The following is a 20,002-nucleotide window of genomic DNA, read 5'->3' on the forward strand; positions in this document are numbered from 1 at the left end:
GTTTTAAGGAGGTAAAAGAGAATGAACAGAATTGAAGATGTAACAAATTACATTACTGAATGTGATGAAGAAGTAGGGAAAGCGCTGCAGTTAGAACTTGGCCGTCAGCGCAGAAACCTTGAACTGATCGCATCAGAGAATATCGTAAGCCCGGCAGTTATGCTTGCGATGGGAACTGTACCGACAAACAAGTATGCAGAAGGTTATCCGGGAAAACGTTATTATGGCGGATGCGAGGATGTAGATATTCTTGAAAATCTTGCAATTGAACGTGCAAAGAAATTATTCGGATGTGACCATGTATGTGTACAGCCACATTCAGGAGCAAATGCGAATACAGCTGTATATCAGGCGCTGATCAAACCAGGTGATACAGTTATGGGACTGAACCTGGCACACGGCGGACATCTTACACATGGTTCACCGGTAAACCTTTCCGGTATCCTTTACAATTTCGTACCTTACAATGTCAATGATGACGGTGTTCTGGATTACGATGCAATCAGAAAGCTTGCACGTGAATGCAAACCAAAGATGATCGTAGCAGGAGCTTCGGCTTATCCAAGAGAGATCCGTTTTGATATTTTTGCAGATATCGCAAAAGAAGTTGGAGCTTATCTTTTCGTAGATATGGCACACATTGCAGGTCTTGTTGCAGCAGGACTTCACCAGAGCCCGGTTCCTTATGCTGATGTAGTTACAACAACAACACATAAGACACTCAGAGGACCTCGTGGTGGAATGATCATGTGCAAAGAAGAATATGCAAAAGCGATCAACAAAGCAATCTTCCCGGGAACACAGGGCGGACCTCTGATGCACATTATCGCAGCAAAAGCTGTATGCTTTGGAGAAGCATTAAAACCGGAATTCAAAACCTATCAGGAACAGGTTGTCAAGAATGCAAAAGCACTTGCAAAAGCTATGGTTGAAGAAGGATTCAACCTTGTCAGCGGTGGAACAGACAACCATCTGATTCTGGTAGATCTTCAGAACATGAACATCACAGGAAAAGAACTTCAGAACAGACTGGATGAAGTTTACATCACAGTTAATAAGAATGCAGTTCCGAATGATCCTGCAAGCCCGTTTGTGACCAGTGGAGTTCGTATCGGAACACCGGCTGTTACAACAAGAGGTCTGAAAGAAGAAGATATGAAGACCATCGCAAAACTGATCAAGATGACGATTACAGACTTTGATACCAAAGCAGATGAAATCCGTGCCGAAGTTACAAAGATCTGCGATAAATATCCACTTTATGAATAACAGGAGGAAAAAATAATGGAATTAAAAACACCCCTTTATGACGCTCATGTAAAAGCAGGTGGAAAGATCGTGCCGTTTGCCGGATACCTTCTTCCGGTTCAGTATGAGACAGGCGTGATCAAAGAGCATATGGCAGTACGTACACAGGCAGGACTTTTTGATGTATCTCATATGGGCGAAATCCTTTGTGAAGGAAAAGATGCTCTTGTCAATCTGCAGCACATCCTTACAAACGATTTTACAAATATGGTAGACGGACAGGCAAGATACAGCCCGATGTGTAACGAGAACGGTGGAACTGTAGATGACCTGATCGTATACAAAAGATCAGATGATCACTATTTTATCGTAGTAAATGCAGCAAACAAGGATAAGGATTATCAGTGGATGCTCGCACATCAGTCAGGAGAGGTTACATTTACAGATGTATCCGACCAGTATGGACAGATCGCTCTTCAGGGACCGAAGGCGATGGAAATCTTAAGAAAACTTACAACAGAAGAAAATATTCCAAAGAAATATTATCATGCAGTATTTGGCGCAGAAGTTGCCGGAATGCCTTGCATCGTATCCAAGACAGGATATACCGGTGAAGATGGTGTAGAGATCTACCTGGCAAGTGATCTGGCAGAAAAGATGTGGGAGACACTTCTTGAAGCAGGAAAAGAAGAGGGACTAATCCCTTGTGGACTTGGTGCTCGTGATACACTTCGTATGGAAGCTGCAATGCCTCTTTACGGACATGAGATGGATGATGAAGTATCACCTCTTGAAACAGGTCTGAACTTCGGTGTTAAGATGAAGAAAGACGAATTCATCGGAAAGAAAGCCATAGAAGACAGAGGAACACCAAAGATCGAAAGAATTGGTCTTAAAGTAACAGGAAGAGGAATCATCCGTGAACATCAGGATCTGTATGTTGGAGATCAGAAGATCGGACATACAACATCCGGAACGCATTGCCCTTATCTTGGATATCCGATCGCCATGGCACTTGTTGATGCCGGAAGCGTAGCAATTGGCGACAAGGTAGAAGCAGATGTACGTGGAAGAAGAGTGGAAGCAGAAGTTGTGCAGCTTCCGTTCTATAAGAGAGCAAAATAAAAGAAAATAATAACGAAAATAGATTAACAATCCGGTCGCAGAAAAAAGCGATAGAGAGTGTTTGGAAAAAGCGACCGGCAGTTGAAAAGAAAAGGAGATTAAAATCATGGAAGTAAGAGCAGAATTAAAATATACAAAATCACACGAATGGGTAAAAGAAGAAGGCGGAGTCTGGACAATTGGTCTTACGGATTATGCACAGTCAGCACTCGGTGATCTCGTATTTGTAAATCTTCCGGAAGCCGGAGACAGTGTAGAGGCAGGAGAAGTATTTGGAGATGTTGAATCTGTAAAAGCGGTATCAGATGTATATTCACCGGTAACTGGAGAAGTTGAAGAAATCAACGAAGAACTTCTTGACGCACCAGAAACGATCAATATCGCTCCGTATGATGCATGGTTTATCAAAGTAAAAGATGTATCCGGAACAGAGGAACTTCTTTCAGCAGAAGAATATGAGGCATTTGTAGCAAGCGAAGAATAATCAGGGAAAGGCGGTGAACCATTCATGGGAAGCTATGTACCGAATACAAAAGAACAGCGTCAGGAAATGCTGAAAGAAATCGGTTTTCAGACAATTGATGATCTGTTCGCACATATTCCGGCAGAAGTAAAGATCCAGGGCGGTCTTAATATTCCGGAAGGAAAAACAGAATTAGAAGTACGTCGTGATATGGAAAATATTGCTGCAAAGAATCAGGTCTTTAAGACGATTTTCCGCGGCGCAGGCGCTTACCGGCATTTTATTCCGGCAACAGTAAAGAGCGTGATTTCAAAAGAAAATTTGTTAACTGCATATACTCCTTATCAGGCAGAGATCAGCCAGGGAATCCTGCAGTCGATCTTTGAATATCAGACCATGATCTGTGATCTGACAGGAATGGATATTTCCAATGCCTGCGTATACGATGGCGCAGAAGCATCCGCAGAAGGTGTGGCAATGTGCCGTGACAGAAAACGCAGCAAAGCACTTGTTTCAGCTACCGTGAATCCATATGTCCTTGAGACGATCAAAACATACTGCTTCGGAAATGAAATGGAAGTAGAAGTAATTCCGGAAAAAGACGGACTTACAGATATTGAATATCTGAAGGAACATGTAGATGCACAGACAGCATGTGTACTGATCCAGCATCCGAACTATTACGGTAATCTGGAAGAAGCAGCCGAGATTGGTGAGATCACACATGGAGCCGGTGCGAAATATGTGATGAATGTCAATCCGATTTCTCTCGGTGTAGTAAAGACACCGGCAGAATATGGAGCTGATGTGGCAGTTGGCGAAGGACAGCCACTTGGACTTTCTATTGCATTCGGCGGACCATATCTTGGATTTATGGCTGCAACACAGAAGATGATGAGAAATCTTCCGGGACGTATCGTCGGACAGACAGAAGACCACAATGGAAAGAAAGGTTATGTACTTACTCTTCAGGCAAGAGAACAGCATATCCGTCGTGAAAAAGCATCCAGCAATATCTGCTCAAACCAGGCACTCTGCGCACTTGCAGTAGGCGTTTATCTGGCAACAATGGGCAATGAAGGGATTAAGAAAGCAGCAACACTTTCAACCTCAAAAGCACATTATCTTTCAGCAGAACTTGCAAAAGTTGGATACCAGACCGAGAACAAAGGAGAATTTTTCCATGAATTCGTAACTGTATCAGATGTTCCGGCCGCAAAAGCACTTGCAGCACTTGAGGAAAAAGGAATCCTTGGAGGATTTCCGCTTGACGAACACAGAATTCTGTGGTGCTGTACAGAAGTGAATACCAAAGAAGAGATGGATGCAGTTGTTCAGATTCTGAAGGAGGTGCAGTAATGTTAATATTTGAAAAAAGCAGACCTGGAAGAGGTTGCGATTTACTGCCAGAATGCGATGTAGAAGTAACACTTCCACAGGAAAAAGATAAAAGAGAGAAAAAACTTCATCTGCCAGAGCTTTCTGAGATTGAACTGAGCAGACATTATACAGAGCTTGCAAAGAAATCACATGGTGTGAATGATGGTTTCTATCCACTCGGATCTTGTACAATGAAATACAATCCGAAGATCAATGAAGATATGGCAGCACTTCCGGGATTCACAGAGATCCATCCGCTGCAGCCGGCACATACGGTACAGGGATGCCTGGAAGTCATCAAGGAATCAGAAAATCTGCTTTGCGAGATCACAGGTATGGATCGTATGACATTCCAGCCGGCAGCCGGTGCTCACGGAGAGTTTACAGGGCTCCTTTTGATCAAAGCATATCATAAGAGCCGTGGAGACGAAAAGAGAAAGAAAATCATCGTTCCGGACTCTGCACATGGAACCAACCCGGCAAGTGCGGCAATGGCAGGATTCCAGGTAGTCAGCATTGAATCTGCACCGGATGGTGGTGTTGATCTTGAAAAATTACAGGAAGTATGCGGAGAGGATACAGCAGGACTTATGCTTACCAATCCAAATACGGTAGGACTTTTCGATAAGAATATCCTGAAGATCACGGAGATCGTTCATAACTGTGGCGGACTTTGCTACTATGACGGAGCAAACTTAAATGCAGTTATGGGAACTGTTCGCCCTGGAGATATGGGATTTGATGTGATCCATCTGAATCTTCACAAAACCTTCTCAACTCCGCACGGTGGCGGTGGTCCTGGAAGCGGACCTGTTGGATGCAAGAGCATGCTGGTTCCGTTCCTTCCGTCTTATGTAGTAGATGGAGAAGAAGAACTGAAATTTGTAAAAGAACCACAGAGCATCGGTGAGATGAAGAGCTTCTATGGAAACTTTACAGTCATCGTAAAAGCACTTACCTATGTGAAGACACTGGGACGCGAAGGTATTCCGGAAGCGAGCCAGAATGCAGTTCTGAATGCAAATTACATGATGAACAAACTGAAAGACCTTTATACAATGGCGTATGACGAGGTATGTATGCATGAATTCGTAATGAGTCTTGCAGATCTGAAAAAGAAAACAGGAATTTCTGCAATGGATATTGCAAAAGGACTTCTTGATAACGGTATACATCCACCGACAATGTACTTCCCGCTGATCGTTGAGGAAGCACTGATGGTAGAGCCGACAGAGACAGAGTCCAAAGAAACTCTGGATGAAGCAGTAGAAGTATTACGCAAACTGTATGAAATTGCAGAAACAGATGCCGAACAGCTTCATCAGGCTCCTGTTACAACACCGGTTACAAGAATGGATGAGGTTGGAGCAGCAAGACATCCATATCTGCGATACGAATGGCAGGACTAATAAGTTATAGCTTAAAGCGAGGGAAAAACTATGATTGAAAAGATTACTTATATTGAAAGCAATCAGTTCAGTCCATATAGAAATCTTGCAGTGGAGGAGTATTTGCTCCTCCACTGCGAGGATAAAGAATGTATTCTTTATTTGTGGCAGAATCAGAATACAGTTGTTATCGGACGGAATCAAAATGCTTGGAAAGAATGTAGAACAACAAAGCTGGAAGAAGAAGGTGGTCATCTTGCCAGGCGCCTGTCAGGTGGTGGAGCTGTGTACCATGATCTGGGAAATATGAACTTTACATTTCTGATCAGTAAAGAAGAATATGATCTGAACCGGCAACTGCAGGTAATCATAGGAGCGATGGGGATCCTTGGATTGAAGGCTGAAAAATCCGGGCGTAACGATATCCTGATCGATGGAAAGAAATTCTCGGGAAATGCGTTTTATGAGCAGGAAAAACATTGCTATCACCATGGCACGATCATGGTAGGAGTAAACATGGAAACCTTATCCAGATATCTGACTGTATCAAAGGATAAACTGAAATCAAAGGGGGTTGATTCGGTAAAATCCAGAGTGACAAATTTAAGAGATTATCTTCCGGAGCTTACAATGGAAGAACTGAAGGTGGCACTTAAGCAGTCATTTGAAAAGGTATACGGATTAAAGGTACGTGATAAAAAAATAGAAGACCTTGATACCGGAGTAATTGCAGAAAGAGAGAAATTTTTCTCTTCATGGAACTGGCTCTATGGCAGAAAAATTGATTTTCAGTATGAGCTTTCCCACCGTTTTGGATGGGGAGGAATTACACTTCAGTTTGCAGTAGAATCAGGAAAGATCAAGGATGCAATTGCATGGTCGGATGCACTGAATCCGGATTTCATACATACACTTCCGAAGTATCTGAAAGGACTGAAGTACAGAAAGGAAAGTATCTGTACGGAATTGGGGCTGTTCTGGTCAGATGATCCACAGGAAGAAGAGATGATGAAAGACATTATCGAATGGATTCAGGGCGAGGAACTGTAGGAGGATGAAATAAAATGAGCGAGAAGTTTGATGTAGTAGTAATTGGAGCCGGTCCGGGAGGATATGTGGCAGCAATCAAATCTGCGAAGCTTGGAATGAAGACCGCAGTGATCGAAGAGAGAGAAGTCGGGGGAACATGCCTGAACAGAGGATGTATTCCGGCAAAAGCAATGATTCATGCATCGACATTATATCGTGAAATCAAAGAAGCGGACCGCTTCGGAATTTCAGCATCAGATGTTACTTATGATTTTGAAAAAATTCTGGAATATAAGGAGCAGACAACCGGACAGCTTGTTCAGGGAGTAGAACAGCTCCTGCAGGCAAACGGTGTAACAAGATATCATGGAAAAGGCACACTTTTTGAGGGGAAAAAAGTTAAGATTACAGGGAATGAAGAACAGTCTATTGAAGCAGAGAATGTCATTCTGGTTTCTGGTTCCAAACCACTGATTCTTCCAATACCGGGAATGGATCTTCCGAGAGTTCTGACAAGTGATGAACTCTTCAAGATGAGAGAAGTTCCAAAGAGTCTGGTTATCATCGGTGGCGGTGTGATCAGTGTAGAATTTGCTACCGTATATTCCGCACTTGGATCTAAGGTTACCATTCTTGAAGCAATGCCGCGTCTGGTTCCAAATATGGATAAAGAGATTGCACAGAACCTGAAACTGATCCTGAAGAAACGTGGCGTAGAAAGCCATACATCAGCAGCAGTACAGGGTGTGCATATGGAAGGGGATACCTGTGTATGTACCTTCGTTGAAAAAGAAAAAGAACAGACTGTAGAAGCAGAATATGTTCTGTGTGCAGTCGGAAGATGCCCGAATACCGACGGATTATTTGCAGAAGGTGCTGCTCCGGATATGGAAAGAGGACGTGTTCTTGTAAATGATAAATTCGAAAGCAGTATTCCGGGAGTCTATGCGATCGGTGATCTGATCTTTGGCGCACAGCTTGCCCATGCAGCAAGTGCACAGGGAATCGTTGTTGCAGAACAGCTGGCGGGAAAAGAACCTTCTGTGAATCTGGATGTGGTTCCGGGGTGTGTTTATACAGATCCGGAAATCGCATCAGCAGGTGTTACCGAAGATGCAGCCAAAGAACAGGGAATCAAAGTGAAGACTGGTAAATTTATCATGAGTGCCAATGGTAAATCGCTTATTACAAAAGAAGAAAGAGGATTTATCAAGATCGTGGCAGATGAAGAGACAGATGTGATTCTCGGAGCACAGATGATGTGTGCAAGAGCCACTGACATGATCAGTGAATTTGTAACTGCGATTGCAAATAAAATGACGGTTGCACAGCTTTTGAAGGGAATGCGTGCACATCCGACGTATAACGAAGGAATCGGAGAAGCCCTGGAAGAAGCAGAGGGTGGAGCGATCCACGTTGTACCAAAGAAAAAGAAATAGAACTGTACAGCAGTAAGGGAATATGATAAAATATTCAGATATCAGCATATGCTGAAAAGTACAAAAAGGAAAATTAAATCATGTTATACGAAGAAGCAAGGGTATATTTGGATCATGTATCGAAATACGGAAGTGTACTTGGCTTAGATAGTATAAAGAGCTTATTGGGTGAGCTTGGAAATCCGCAGAAAGATTTGAAATTTATACATATAGCCGGGACTAATGGAAAAGGATCGATTCTCGCCGGACTCTCCGGTATCCTGCAGCAGGCTGGATACCGAACCGGAAGATACTGTTCTCCGACCGTGATGGGATATATGGAACGATTTCAGGTTGATGGCCAATGGATGGCGGAGGACGAGCTCGCCCCTTTTGTATCTCAGGTGAAAGAGGCAGCAGAAAAAGTAGAAGAAAAAACGGATCTTACCGTAACTGTTTTCGAGATAGAAACAGCGATCGCATTTCTCTATTTCAGAGAAAAACAGTGTGATTATGTCGTTCTGGAAGCCGGAATGGGTGGGCTTCTTGATGCGACAAATGTAATAGATACAACTGTTTTGAGTATTTTTGCATCGATCAGTATGGATCATATCGGAGTGTTGGGAAACACATTAGAAGAGATAGCAGAAAATAAAGCCGGAATTATAAAACCATCATGTCTGGCAGTTGTCACGTCTCCACAGCAGATGTCTGTGACCGATATCCTCCAGAAAAAGGCCGGAGAGTGCGGATGCCGGTTTGTGGTTTCGCATCCGGAAAAGGCTGTGATTTCTGAAGAAACGATGGATGGACAGATTTTTTCTTATGGAGAATATAAAGATATCCGTCTTCGCCTGGCTGGCAGATATCAGATTGACAATGCGGCGACAGTATTGGAAGCTGTGGATGCGTTAAGAAGGAGCGGTGTCCCGATTCCGGAAGACGCTGTAAGAAAGGGATTTGTGAAAGTGACATGGCCTGGACGGTTTCAGGTACTTGAAAAAGAACCGACCGTGATCGCCGACGGAGCGCATAACAGGGATGCCGCAAGAAGACTTGCGGAAAATGTGAGAACCTATCTGACGGACAGAAAGATTGTCGGTGTGATGGGGGTTTTTAAAGATAAAGAATATGAACAAATCGCAGAGATCATGGCTCCGTATCTTTCAAAGGTGTATACGATCGATCTTCCAAATGGGGAGAGAAATCTGGGAAAAGAGAGATTATGTGAAGTATTAAAGACCAAGAACGTACAGTCAGAACCGGCAGAGAACATTGCAGATGCGCTTGAAAAAGCAAAAGCAGAATGTGGGAAAGAAGATGTTGTTCTGGTGTTTGGTTCCTTATCTTATCTGGGAGAAGTGATAAGACTTGAACGGGAAACAAACGTGTTTGAAAGAAAAAAGGAAGAGAGAACATTATGGTAGATCATAAAAAAGTAGAACAGGCAATCCGTCTTTTACTGGAAGGAATCGGTGAAGATCCGGATAGGGAAGGACTGGCTGAGACACCGGACCGGATTGCAAGAATGTATGAAGAAATCTGTGGCGGAATGAATGAGGATGCAGCGGAACACCTGAAAAAGACATTTACAGCAGAAAACAATGAGATGGTTGTGGAAAAAGATATTACGTTTTATTCCATGTGTGAACATCATATGCTGCCATTTTACGGAAAGGTTCATATTGCCTATATTCCGGATGGAAAGGTAGTGGGACTTAGCAAGCTTGCACGGACTGTGGAAGTGTTTGCCAGAAGACTTCAGCTGCAGGAGCAGATGACAGCACAGATCGCGGATGCCCTGATGGAGAATCTTCATCCAAAGGGAGTAATGGTACTTGCTGAGGCAGAGCATATGTGTATGACCATGCGTGGAATCAAGAAGCCGGGAAGCAAGACGGTCAGTGTTGTTACAAGAGGTGCATTTGAAGAAAATGAAAAGCTGCAGAACATGTTTTTCCGTATGATAGGTTAGTGCGATGGAAATAAAACGAAAACTGGAAGAACAGAGGAGGATGCAGAGAATCTGGAAAATATATGAGCATCCTCTTTTTATAGAAGGACTGGTAAAGAATAAAGATGCAGAAAAGGAAAGAATATTCTGCCATCATGATATGAACCATTTTCTGGACGTGGCACGTCTGATGTATATTTTTTCGATGGAGCGTGGATATGCCTTTGGAAAAGAAGAGATTTATGCGACGGCATTACTTCATGATATCGGGAAATGGCAGCAGTATAAGGCGGGAGTTCCCCATGAGATAGCGAGTGCTGAAATTGCAAAAAGGATTCTGGAAGAGACTGGATTTACAAAGGAGGAGTCGGACAGGATTCTTTTTGCAATTTTAAGTCACCGGGGCAATGCAGAAGAGACAGAAAATGCAGGGCAGGATAAGTGGCAGCTTGCAGAAATCCTTTATGATGCAGATAAGATTTCCCGTGCGTGTTATACGTGTCCGGCTGAGAAGGACTGTAACTGGAGCGGAGAAAAGAAGAATCAGAAAATCATCTGGTAGAAAACGAGGAAACAAAATGAAAATTGGGAATAAAGAATTTGACACAGCAAAACATACTTATATTATGGGAATACTGAATGTGACACCGGATTCTTTTTCGGACGGGGGAAAGTGGAACGGTTATGATGCGGCAATGCGTCATGCAGAAGAGCTTTTAGAAGGCGGAACCGATATCCTGGATATCGGAGGAGAGTCCACAAGACCAGGACACCAGCAGATTACGTCAGAAGAAGAAATTACAAGAACTGCGCCGGTTATCGAGGCTGTCAAAAAGAATTTTGATGTGCCGGTTTCGATTGATACTTATAAGAGTGAGGTGGCAGAGGCAGCACTTCAGGCAGGAGCAGATCTGGTAAATGATATCTGGGGATTCCAGTACGATGAAAAGATGGCAGGTCTTGTGAAAAAATATGATGCGGCATGCTGTCTGATGCATAATAAAAATGAGGCGGTGTACAAGAATTTCCTGAAGGATATGTATGCAGAATTGCAGAAGTGTGTAGATACAGCGAAAGCGGCTGGGATTGAAGATGACCGGATCATGCTGGATCCGGGGGTTGGATTTGGAAAGACCTACGAGATGAACCTGGATGTGATGAAGCATCTGGATCTTTTTAACGGACTTGGATATCCGATGCTTCTTGGAACTTCCAGAAAATCCATGATCGGTCTGACACTGGATCTGCCGGTAACAGAAAGGGAAGAGGGAACTCTTGTCACAACCGTGATGGCAGTACAGAGCCATTATGGATTTGTGCGCGTTCATGATGCTGAGAAAAACCGCAGAGCGATCAAGATGACAGAAGTGATTCTGGCAAGAGAGTAAGCAGGAGAAAAAGATGGATCAGATAAAAATTGAAAACCTGGAAATATTTGCAAATCATGGGGTGTATCCGGAAGAAAACAGACTGGGACAGAAGTTTCTGGTTTCCTGCATTTTATATGTGGATACACGCAAGGCGGGAAAAACGGATGACTTGGAAGCGTCTGTGAATTACGGAACCATTTCCCATCTGATAAAAGAAAAGATGGAAGAGAAGAATTACAGGCTGATCGAAGCAGTAGCAGAGCAGCTTGCAGAAGAGATCTTATTATTTGATGAGAAGATCCGGAAAGTCATGGTGGAAGTAAAGAAGCCATGGGCACCGGTAGGACTGCCGCTTGAGACGGTTTCCGTGAAGATTGAACGTTGCTGGAATGAAGCGTTTATCGCACTCGGATCGAATATGGGTGATAAGAAAAAATACATTGAGAATGCGGTAGAAGAGCTGAAAAATGAAAAACTTTGCAGAGTCCTGAAGGTATCGAAACTGATCGGAACCGAGCCATATGGTGTGACGGATCAGGATGAATTCCTGAACGGGGCACTGAAAATGGAAACACTGCTTACCCCGCATGAGCTTCTGGAGCTGTTACACCGAATTGAGCAGGAAGCCGGAAGAAAGCGAATCCGCAGATGGGGACCGAGGACACTGGATCTGGACATCATTTTCTATGGGGATCAGATCATTGAAGAGGATGATTTATGTATACCACATATCGATATGCAGAACAGGGAATTTGTGCTTGGACCAATGTGTGAGATCGCACCGCATAAACGGCATCCGGTTTTGAAGAAAACGATGACGGAAATGCTTGTAAAGTTAAAGGGTAATAATTGACTTCTTATCGGGAGAGGATTATACTAAAAATATTGTGGGGAATCCCAACTGAATTGAAGAGAGGTATAGAAATGGAAGAAAAAAAGAATCTCTGGAGCTCTTATGATGAAGCTGCCAAAAAAGAACTTCATGAAATCAATGAAAAGTACAAAGCTTGCCTGGATGCCGGAAAGACAGAGCGTGAATGCGTAAAGCTTGCGGTTGAGATGGCGAAAGAAGCAGGATATCAGGATATCAAAGATGTTCTGAAAGAAGGAAAGAGCCTGAAAGCAGGAGATAAAGTATATGCGGTATGCATGGAAAAAATGCTTGCCATGTTCCGTATGGGCGAAGAACCGCTTTCAAACGGTATGAATATCCTTGGAGCTCATATCGATTCACCACGTATTGATGTGAAACAGAATCCATTATATGAAAGTGAAGGAATGGCTTATCTGGATACACATTACTATGGTGGAATCAAAAAATACCAGTGGGTAACAGGACCGATGGCACTTCATGGTGTTGTTGCGAAAACAGATGGAAGCGTAGAAGAGATCAGCATTGGGGAAAAAGAGTCTGATCCGGTATTTGTTATTACAGACCTTCTTGTTCATCTTGCAGCAAACCAGATGTCAAAGAAAGCAAGTGAAGTGATTGAAGGAGAAAAACTGGATCTTCTGATTGGAAACAGTCCGCTTGATAAAGCGGAGGGACTTGATGAAGAAGAAAAGGAAACGATCAAGGCTAACGTACTTCATATTTTAAAAGAAAACTATGGAATCGAAGAAGAGGATTTTGCATCGGCTGAGCTGGAAATTGTTCCGGCCGGAAAGGCAAGAGACTGTGGATTTGACCGCAGCATGATCCTTTCTTATGGACAAGATGACAGAGTCTGCGCATTTACTTCTCTGTTCGCTATGCTGGATGTGGAAAATGCAAAGCGTACAGGATGCTGTCTGTTAGTAGATAAAGAAGAGATCGGAAGCGTCGGAGCAACTGGAATGCATTCTCGTTTCTTTGAAAATACAGTTGCAGAGCTTGTTGCACTTACAGAAGGTGAATCTGAACTGAAGGTACGCCGTGCACTTGCTAATTCAAGAATGCTTTCTTCTGACGTAAGCGCTGCTTATGATCCGATGTTTGCAGAAGCATTTGAAAAGAGAAGTGCCGCTTTCTTTACAAAGGGACTTGCATTCAACAAGTTTACAGGAAGCCGCGGAAAGAGCGGATCCAATGATGCAAATGCAGAATATCTTGCAAGACTGCGCAAGGTGATGGACGATGCAGGCGTTACTTACCAGTTCGCAGAACTTGGTAAAGTCGATGTAGGCGGCGGCGGAACCATCGCATATATTATGGCAAATTATGGTATGGAAGTGATTGACAGCGGTGTTGCTGTACTTTCCATGCATGCACCTTATGAAGTCAGCAGCAAAGCTGATGTGTATGAAGCAGTAAAGGGATACAGAGCATTCCTTCTGAATATGTAAGAGATGAAAAGAACTCAGGCAAAACAATGGATACAGTCCGGTTTTGCCTGATTTTTTTCTGATAATAACAAAATTTATAGTATATAAAAGAAATTTAATTACGGAGATTTTTTTATAGAAGAAATCACTTGAAGAAATTGAACTCTTCTATAAATTCACTTTTTTTGTACGAAAAAAAGTGCATAAGGGTTGACTATCACAGTTAAAACATTTACAATATTAGTGCGGTAAAATCCGTTTTTTAAGGGCGATATAAGATATGAAAAGAGCAGACAGTTACCAGTCTGACTGTGATTTTCAAGTTTTATATATATCAATTACCAATAACGAGGAGGAATTGTAAAATGGCAACAAAATGGGTTTACATGTTTACAGAAGGTAATGCCGATATGAGAAACCTGCTTGGTGGAAAAGGCGCTAACCTTGCTGAAATGACAAACTTAGGTCTTCCAGTGCCACAGGGCTTCACAATCACAACAGAAGCTTGTACTCAGTATTATGAGGACGGAAGACAGATCAATGAAGAAATCATGGCTCAGATCATGGAAGCTATTACAAAGATGGAAGGAATCACAGGAAAGAAATTCGGTGATAAAGAGAATCCACTTCTTGTTTCCGTTCGTTCTGGTGCAAGAGCATCTATGCCTGGTATGATGGATACAATCCTGAACCTTGGTCTTAACGAAGACGTTGTCAATGTACTTGCTGAAAAATCAGGCAACCCACGTTGGGCTTGGGACTGCTACAGAAGATTTATTCAGATGTACTCTGACGTAGTTATGGAAGTAGGTAAAAAATACTTCGAAGAACTGATCGACAAGATGAAAACTGAAAGAGGCGTTAAACAGGACGTTGAACTTACAGCAGAAGATCTTCACGAATTAGCTAACCAGTTCAAGGCAGAATATAAAGAAAAAATCGGTGCTGAATTCCCGACAGATCCAAAGGAACAGTTAATGGGAGCTATCAAAGCCGTATTCCGTTCATGGGACAACCCGAGAGCAAATGTATACCGTCGTGACAACGATATCCCGTATTCATGGGGAACTGCTGTTAACGTACAGATGATGGCATTTGGTAACATGGGTGATGACTGTGGTACAGGTGTTGCATTTACACGTGACCCAGCTACAGGAAATAACGGACTGTTCGGAGAATTCCTTACAAATGCTCAGGGAGAAGACGTAGTTGCAGGTGTTCGTACACCAATGCACATTTCAGAAATGGAACAGAAATTCCCAGAAGCATTCAAACAGTTCAAAGAAGTATGCAAGACTCTGGAAACACATTACAGAGATATGCAGGATATGGAGTTTACTGTAGAACATGGTAAACTGTACATGCTTCAGACACGTAATGGTAAGAGAACAGCTCAGGCTGCTCTTAAGATTGCTTGCGATCTCGTTGATGAAGGAATGAGAACCGAAGAAGAAGCAGTTGCTATGATCGATCCTCGTAACCTTGATACACTGCTTCATCCACAGTTCGATGCAGCTGCACTGAAAGCTGCTGTACCGATGGCTAAAGCACTTGGAGCATCTCCAGGAGCTGCTTGTGGTAAGATCGTCTTCACAGCTGATGATGCTGTAGAATGGGCTGCAAGAGGAGAAAAAGTTGTTCTTGTACGTCTTGAAACATCACCGGAAGATATCACAGGTATGAAGTCTGCTCAGGGTATCCTGACAGTTCGTGGTGGTATGACATCACACGCAGCCGTTGTTGCACGTGGTATGGGAACATGCTGTGTATCTGGTTGTGGTGATATCAACATGGATGAAGAAAACAAGAAATTCACACTTGGTGGAAAAGAATACCATGAAGGAGATGCAATCTCTCTTGATGGATCTACAGGTAACATTTATGACGGAATCATCCCGACTGTAGACGCTACAATCGCAGGTGAATTCGGAAGAATCATGGGATGGGCTGACAAGTACAGAACTATGAAAGTTCGTACAAATGCTGATACACCAGCTGATGCTAAGAAAGCCCGCGAACTTGGTGCTGAAGGTATCGGACTTTGCCGTACAGAGCATATGTTCTTCGAAGGCAACAGAATTGATGCATTCCGTGAAATGATCTGCTCTGAAACAGTAGAAGAAAGAGAAGCTGCACTTGCTAAGATCCTTCCGGAACAGCAGGGAGACTTCGAAAAACTTTATGAAGCACTGGAAGGAAATCCGGTTACTATCCGTTTCCTTGATCCACCGCTTCATGAATTCGTTCCAACAGAAGAAGAAGATATCAAGAAACTTGCTGATGCACAGGGCAAATCTGTTGACCAGATCAAAGCAATCATCAGCTCTCTGCACGAATTCAACCCAATGATGGGACATCGTGGATGCCGTCTTGCTGTAACTTATCCGGAAATCGCTAAGATGCAGACAAGCGCAGTTATCCGTGCTGCTATCAATGTTAAGAAAGCTCATCCGGATTGGAATGTTAAACCGGAAATCATGATCCCGCTGGTTGGCGATATCAAAGAGCTTAAATATGTTAAGAAGTTTGTAGTAGAAACAGCCGACGCTGAAATCGCTGCTGCAGGAAGCGACCTTGAGTACGAAGTTGGTACAATGATCGAAATTCCTAGAGCTGCTCTTACAGCTGATGACATCGCAAAAGAAGCTGACTTCTTCTGCTTCGGTACAAACGACCTTACACAGATGACATACGGATTCTCACGTGATGATGCTGGTAAGTTCCTTGACGCTTACTATGACGCTAAGATCTTCGAGAACGATCCATTTGCTAAACTTGACCAGACAGGTGTTGGTAAACTTATGAAGATGGCTATCGAACTCGGAAAACCGGTTAATCCGAAACTTCACGTTGGTATCTGTGGAGAACATGGTGGAGATCCAAGCTCTGTAGAATTCTGCAACAGCATTGGTCTTGATTATGTATCTTGCTCACCATTCCGTGTACCGATCGCTCGTCTGGCTGCTGCTCAGGCTGCAATCGCTCAGAAGAATGCAAAATAAGCATATACAGATATTATAGCGAATAATGAATAATAGAATCCCCCTGATATCTATGAAATGGATGTCAGGGGGATTTTTCTATCGGGAAGATTTTTTCTGGTAAAGAATGCATTCCATGTTTCATGGAAACAAGTCAAAGTCTTTAATTTTAGGAGACTTTGATGATTGCAAGTTATTAAAATCTAAAACAAATCAATAATAGTGGAAAAAAATTGATGATATTCTATGGAATGAGAAATAAGTCAATTGTGATGAAGAAGAAAATTGATTGTAATCCACAAATATCTAAAGTAAATCAATGGAAGCGACAGGAAATGTTGATCATATCGTATTCCAAAAACACGAAAATAAATCAAAAAGAAATAAAACGATAGATAAAAACAATTTCAAATAAAGGGGGATAGTCTATGTATAAATTAAAAAATATGCTTATCCAAGAGCAAGAACATTTGGAGAAAATCGTTATGCAAGAGCAGCTGTGCGAAAAATAGAATTGTATCAAATAAATCATATATATCCAGGCGATCGGTTGATTATAACTTTTGAGACAGAACAAAATGTATTGAATTCAAAGATAATAGAGAATCTGATAGAAAAATATTTGATATAAAAGGACTTATGATATAATTAGCTTGTTGGGGAGAAGGATACTCTGATGGAGAGATAGAGCTGTTTGGAAAAATCTTACACCGCGATGAACATTTGCTATACAAGTATGCAGAGAATGAAATGTTTAAAAAGAATAAAGTCTAGGACGGAGGAGAAATACATGGAATTAGTAAACGGAAGACCAACAGATACACAGGGCAGAATGGACAAGGAGATCCGCGTATATGACGTCCTTGATTCGCTTGGAGTCGTATACCAGAGAATCGACCACGAAGCCGCAATGACAATGGAAGCATGCGAGGAAATTGACCGGATGCTGGAGGCGACGATCTGCAAGAATCTACTTTTATGCAATCGGCAGGAGACACGGTTTTATTTACTGATGCTTCCGGGAGATAAGGTGTTTAAAACAAAGGATCTGTCAGCGCAGATCGGTTCGTCCAGACTTTCTTTTGCAAAAGCGGAGTATATGGAACAATATCTGGACATCACGCCGGGATCTTTAAGTGTGCTTGGACTGATGAATGATAAGGACAGGATGGTACGGCTTCTGATCGATGAAGATGTGCTTACAGGAGAATATATCGGATGTCATCCATGCATCAATACATCGAGTCTCAGACTTCGGACAAAAGATCTGGTGGAGAAGATTATTCCGGCAATGGAACATGAGCCGACCATTGTGAAGCTGTAAATCCGCCAGAAAACGAAAAGGGTAGCAGAAACAGCAATATAGAAACAGAAAGATTTTTGACAGTGCAAATATAAAAACTGGATAATGAAAAATATTACAAAATCTATATAAAAAAGAAAATAAATTCATGCAAAATTCATATAAAAAAAGAAAGAAACACCTTGACGAAAAGAAAGATTTCTCTTAAAATATGAAAGGTTGTGCAAAAGAAGGACAACTGCCGTGCATAATCATCTGGACACAGACGGATATACGGCAGTTTTATTATGTGACATATTAGGATTGCGGGAATTGCTTAGCAATGGAGCAATCTGATTACACCAGTGAGGGGCAAAATTTACTTTTGACACTCATATCATAAGATGTCAGGGTCAAAAGGTATTTTGACCCCTTTGATACCAGATTGCTACGTGCTTTGCACTCTCGCAATCCTCAAAAACATTCGTAATCCGCTCATTTTTCTTTGAAAAATGGCTACTTACTCATGTTTTTGGCGGGTCAAGAGGTCAAAAATCCTTTTGCAAGCAAACTTGCATCGGCTTTCTGACCTTTTGACCCTGGTATCATCATTTTATCATGCAAATAAAAGGAGAGATATACGGATGAAGTATGATGTAATTATTATCGGTGCCGGACCAGGCGGAATTTTTGCTGCTTATGAGTTGATGAAAAAGAAACCAGACTGCAAGATCGCAGTATTTGAAGAAGGTTATCCGCTGGAAAAGAGAAAATGTCCGATTGATGGCGAAAAAGTAAAGAGCTGTATCAACTGCAAACGCTGCTCGATCATGTGCGGATTTGGCGGAGCCGGAGCATTTTCAGATGGAAAATACAATATCACCAATGATTTCGGCGGAACTTTATTTGAGTATATCGGTAAAAAACAGGCTGTTGAGCTGATGAAGTACGTCGATGAGATCAATATGGAAAATGGTGGAGAAGGGACAAAACTGTACTCCACAGCCGGAACAAAATTTAAAAAGCTTTGTCTTCAGAACAAGCTGAATCTTCTGGATGCATCTGTACGTCATCTGGGAACAGATATCAATTACGTCGTTCTTCAGAATCTTTATGATCAGATGAAGGATAAAATGGACTTCTTCTTTGATGCACCGGTTGAGACAATCGAGATCACTGATGGCGGATACCGCATTATATGTGAAAATGGCACTTATGAATGTAAGAAATGTGTGGTTTCTGTCGGACGAAGTGGAAGCAAATGGATGGAAAAAGTCTGCAAGGATCTTGCAATCCCGACCAAATCAAACCGTGTGGATATTGGTGTCCGTGTAGAACTTCCGGCAGTGATCTTCGCACACCTGACAGATGAGCTTTACGAGAGCAAGATCGTATACCGCACAGAAAAATTCGAGGACAATGTGCGTACTTTCTGTATGAATCCGAACGGTATTGTGGTAAATGAAAATACCAACGGTATCATCACAGTAAACGGACACAGCTATGAAGGAAATGAAAAAAAGACGGACAACACCAACTTTGCCCTTCTGGTTGCAAAGCATTTCTCTGAGCCATTTAAGGACAGTAACGGATATGGTGAAAGTATCGCAAGACTTTCCAATATGCTAGGCGGTGGTGTGATCGTACAGCGTTTTGGTGATCTGGTACGTGGAAGAAGAAGTACAGAAAAGCGTATTGAAGAAGGTCTGGTAACACCAACCTTATCAGCAACGCCTGGTGATCTGAGTCTGGTTCTTCCAAAGCGAATCATGGATGGAATCATTGAGATGATCTATGCTCTGGATAAGGTAGCACCTGGTACAGCAAATGACGATACCCTTCTCTATGGTGTGGAAGTTAAATTCTACAATATGGAAGTAGAGATCGATAAGAATCTGGAAAGCTGCCATAAGGGACTGTATGTGATCGGTGACGGAAGTGGTGTTACACATTCTCTGTCCCATGCATCTGCAAGTGGTGTTTATGTTGCGAGACATATTATCAGCGAAGAAGAATAGTCTGCAAATAAAAAGTCGGACTGGGATGGAAAAGTAAAATAA

16 protein-coding genes are annotated in these 20,002 nt (G+C 42.4%); all 16 read left to right on the forward strand.

Annotation, left to right across the window (positions count from 1 at the left end):
* Positions 1-21 precede the first annotated feature (21 nt).
* The 16 genes from glyA (at position 22) to PGU50_RS01535 (ending at position 19,960) form a co-directional block, all read left to right on the forward strand.
* A complete protein-coding gene (gene glyA / locus PGU50_RS01460) occupies positions 22-1,269 on the forward strand; it encodes a serine hydroxymethyltransferase (RefSeq protein ID WP_270246015.1) in 1,248 nt (415 codons plus the stop codon).
* Positions 1,270-1,284: 15 nt separating this feature from the next.
* Positions 1,285-2,373: a glycine cleavage system aminomethyltransferase GcvT gene (gcvT, locus tag PGU50_RS01465; RefSeq protein WP_195434563.1), complete on the forward strand. Its 1,089-nt coding sequence runs from the start codon at positions 1,285-1,287 to the stop codon at positions 2,371-2,373.
* Between the two features lie 106 nt (positions 2,374-2,479).
* Positions 2,480-2,857 (forward strand): glycine cleavage system protein GcvH, encoded by a 378-nt coding sequence (gene gcvH / locus PGU50_RS01470; RefSeq protein WP_270246016.1) that lies wholly within the window; start codon positions 2,480-2,482, stop codon positions 2,855-2,857.
* Positions 2,858-2,881: 24 nt separating this feature from the next.
* Complete coding sequence (gene gcvPA, locus PGU50_RS01475; RefSeq protein ID WP_270246017.1) at positions 2,882-4,195, forward strand: aminomethyl-transferring glycine dehydrogenase subunit GcvPA; 1,314 nt, start codon at positions 2,882-2,884, stop codon at positions 4,193-4,195.
* Positions 4,195-5,625, forward strand: coding sequence for an aminomethyl-transferring glycine dehydrogenase subunit GcvPB (gene gcvPB / locus PGU50_RS01480; protein ID WP_117822745.1), 1,431 nt, complete (start codon positions 4,195-4,197; stop codon positions 5,623-5,625). The genes gcvPA and gcvPB overlap by 1 nt, the downstream gene beginning before the upstream one ends.
* A 30-nt stretch (positions 5,626-5,655) precedes the next feature.
* On the forward strand, positions 5,656-6,654 hold the full coding sequence (locus tag PGU50_RS01485; RefSeq protein WP_270246018.1) for a lipoate--protein ligase: 999 nt from the start codon (positions 5,656-5,658) through the stop codon (positions 6,652-6,654).
* Between the two features lie 14 nt (positions 6,655-6,668).
* Positions 6,669-8,072 carry a dihydrolipoyl dehydrogenase gene (gene lpdA / locus PGU50_RS01490; RefSeq protein ID WP_270246019.1) on the forward strand — a complete coding sequence of 468 codons (1,404 nt, stop codon included), beginning with the start codon at positions 6,669-6,671 and terminating at the stop codon, positions 8,070-8,072.
* Positions 8,073-8,152: 80 nt separating this feature from the next.
* The gene (locus tag PGU50_RS01495; protein WP_270246020.1) at positions 8,153-9,478 is read left to right on the forward strand and encodes a bifunctional folylpolyglutamate synthase/dihydrofolate synthase; all 1,326 of its coding nucleotides are present in this window, start codon (positions 8,153-8,155) and stop codon (positions 9,476-9,478) included.
* Positions 9,472-10,026, forward strand: coding sequence for a GTP cyclohydrolase I FolE (folE, locus tag PGU50_RS01500; RefSeq protein ID WP_008372045.1), 555 nt, complete (start codon positions 9,472-9,474; stop codon positions 10,024-10,026). The genes PGU50_RS01495 and folE overlap by 7 nt, the downstream gene beginning before the upstream one ends.
* A 4-nt stretch (positions 10,027-10,030) precedes the next feature.
* Positions 10,031-10,567, forward strand: a complete 537-nt coding sequence (locus PGU50_RS01505; protein WP_227084685.1) for an HD domain-containing protein — start codon at positions 10,031-10,033, stop codon at positions 10,565-10,567.
* 16 nt (positions 10,568-10,583) lie between these two features.
* Positions 10,584-11,393 carry a dihydropteroate synthase gene (gene folP / locus PGU50_RS01510; RefSeq protein WP_270246021.1) on the forward strand — a complete coding sequence of 270 codons (810 nt, stop codon included), beginning with the start codon at positions 10,584-10,586 and terminating at the stop codon, positions 11,391-11,393.
* 13 nt (positions 11,394-11,406) lie between these two features.
* A complete protein-coding gene (gene folK / locus PGU50_RS01515; RefSeq protein WP_055157486.1) occupies positions 11,407-12,228 on the forward strand; it encodes a 2-amino-4-hydroxy-6-hydroxymethyldihydropteridine diphosphokinase in 822 nt (273 codons plus the stop codon).
* Between the two features lie 71 nt (positions 12,229-12,299).
* Entirely contained in the window at positions 12,300-13,700 is a 1,401-nt protein-coding gene (locus PGU50_RS01520) for an aminopeptidase (protein ID WP_270246022.1), read from the forward strand.
* A 344-nt stretch (positions 13,701-14,044) separates the two neighbouring features.
* The gene (gene ppdK / locus PGU50_RS01525) at positions 14,045-16,681 is read left to right on the forward strand and encodes a pyruvate, phosphate dikinase (protein WP_117822757.1); all 2,637 of its coding nucleotides are present in this window, start codon (positions 14,045-14,047) and stop codon (positions 16,679-16,681) included.
* Positions 16,682-17,450: 769 nt separating this feature from the next.
* Positions 17,451-17,984, forward strand: a complete 534-nt coding sequence (locus PGU50_RS01530; protein WP_270246023.1) for a prolyl-tRNA synthetase associated domain-containing protein — start codon at positions 17,451-17,453, stop codon at positions 17,982-17,984.
* Between the two features lie 602 nt (positions 17,985-18,586).
* Positions 18,587-19,960, forward strand: a complete 1,374-nt coding sequence (locus PGU50_RS01535) for an NAD(P)/FAD-dependent oxidoreductase (protein ID WP_117834464.1) — start codon at positions 18,587-18,589, stop codon at positions 19,958-19,960.
* Positions 19,961-20,002: the final 42 nt, after the last annotated feature.

Origin of the sequence: Coprococcus sp. AM11-30B (genome assembly GCF_027674365.1) — a bacterium.
In the GTDB taxonomy this organism is placed as follows: domain Bacteria; phylum Bacillota; class Clostridia; order Lachnospirales; family Lachnospiraceae; genus Allocoprococcus; species Allocoprococcus comes.

What these genes read in the sequence shown, in the direction of transcription:
- glyA (WP_270246015.1), top strand. Translation starts at nt 22, where the DNA reads ATGAACAGAATTGAAGATGTAACAAATTACATTACTGAATGTGATGAA.
- gcvT (WP_195434563.1), top strand. Translation starts at nt 1,285, where the DNA reads ATGGAATTAAAAACACCCCTTTATGACGCTCATGTAAAAGCAGGTGGA.
- gcvH (WP_270246016.1), top strand. Translation starts at nt 2,480, where the DNA reads ATGGAAGTAAGAGCAGAATTAAAATATACAAAATCACACGAATGGGTA.
- gcvPA (WP_270246017.1), top strand. Translation starts at nt 2,882, where the DNA reads ATGGGAAGCTATGTACCGAATACAAAAGAACAGCGTCAGGAAATGCTG.
- gcvPB (WP_117822745.1), top strand. Translation starts at nt 4,195, where the DNA reads ATGTTAATATTTGAAAAAAGCAGACCTGGAAGAGGTTGCGATTTACTG.
- PGU50_RS01485 (WP_270246018.1), top strand. Translation starts at nt 5,656, where the DNA reads ATGATTGAAAAGATTACTTATATTGAAAGCAATCAGTTCAGTCCATAT.
- lpdA (WP_270246019.1), top strand. Translation starts at nt 6,669, where the DNA reads ATGAGCGAGAAGTTTGATGTAGTAGTAATTGGAGCCGGTCCGGGAGGA.
- PGU50_RS01495 (WP_270246020.1), top strand. Translation starts at nt 8,153, where the DNA reads ATGTTATACGAAGAAGCAAGGGTATATTTGGATCATGTATCGAAATAC.
- folE (WP_008372045.1), top strand. Translation starts at nt 9,472, where the DNA reads ATGGTAGATCATAAAAAAGTAGAACAGGCAATCCGTCTTTTACTGGAA.
- PGU50_RS01505 (WP_227084685.1), top strand. Translation starts at nt 10,031, where the DNA reads ATGGAAATAAAACGAAAACTGGAAGAACAGAGGAGGATGCAGAGAATC.
- folP (WP_270246021.1), top strand. Translation starts at nt 10,584, where the DNA reads ATGAAAATTGGGAATAAAGAATTTGACACAGCAAAACATACTTATATT.
- folK (WP_055157486.1), top strand. Translation starts at nt 11,407, where the DNA reads ATGGATCAGATAAAAATTGAAAACCTGGAAATATTTGCAAATCATGGG.
- PGU50_RS01520 (WP_270246022.1), top strand. Translation starts at nt 12,300, where the DNA reads ATGGAAGAAAAAAAGAATCTCTGGAGCTCTTATGATGAAGCTGCCAAA.
- ppdK (WP_117822757.1), top strand. Translation starts at nt 14,045, where the DNA reads ATGGCAACAAAATGGGTTTACATGTTTACAGAAGGTAATGCCGATATG.
- PGU50_RS01530 (WP_270246023.1), top strand. Translation starts at nt 17,451, where the DNA reads ATGGAATTAGTAAACGGAAGACCAACAGATACACAGGGCAGAATGGAC.
- PGU50_RS01535 (WP_117834464.1), top strand. Translation starts at nt 18,587, where the DNA reads ATGAAGTATGATGTAATTATTATCGGTGCCGGACCAGGCGGAATTTTT.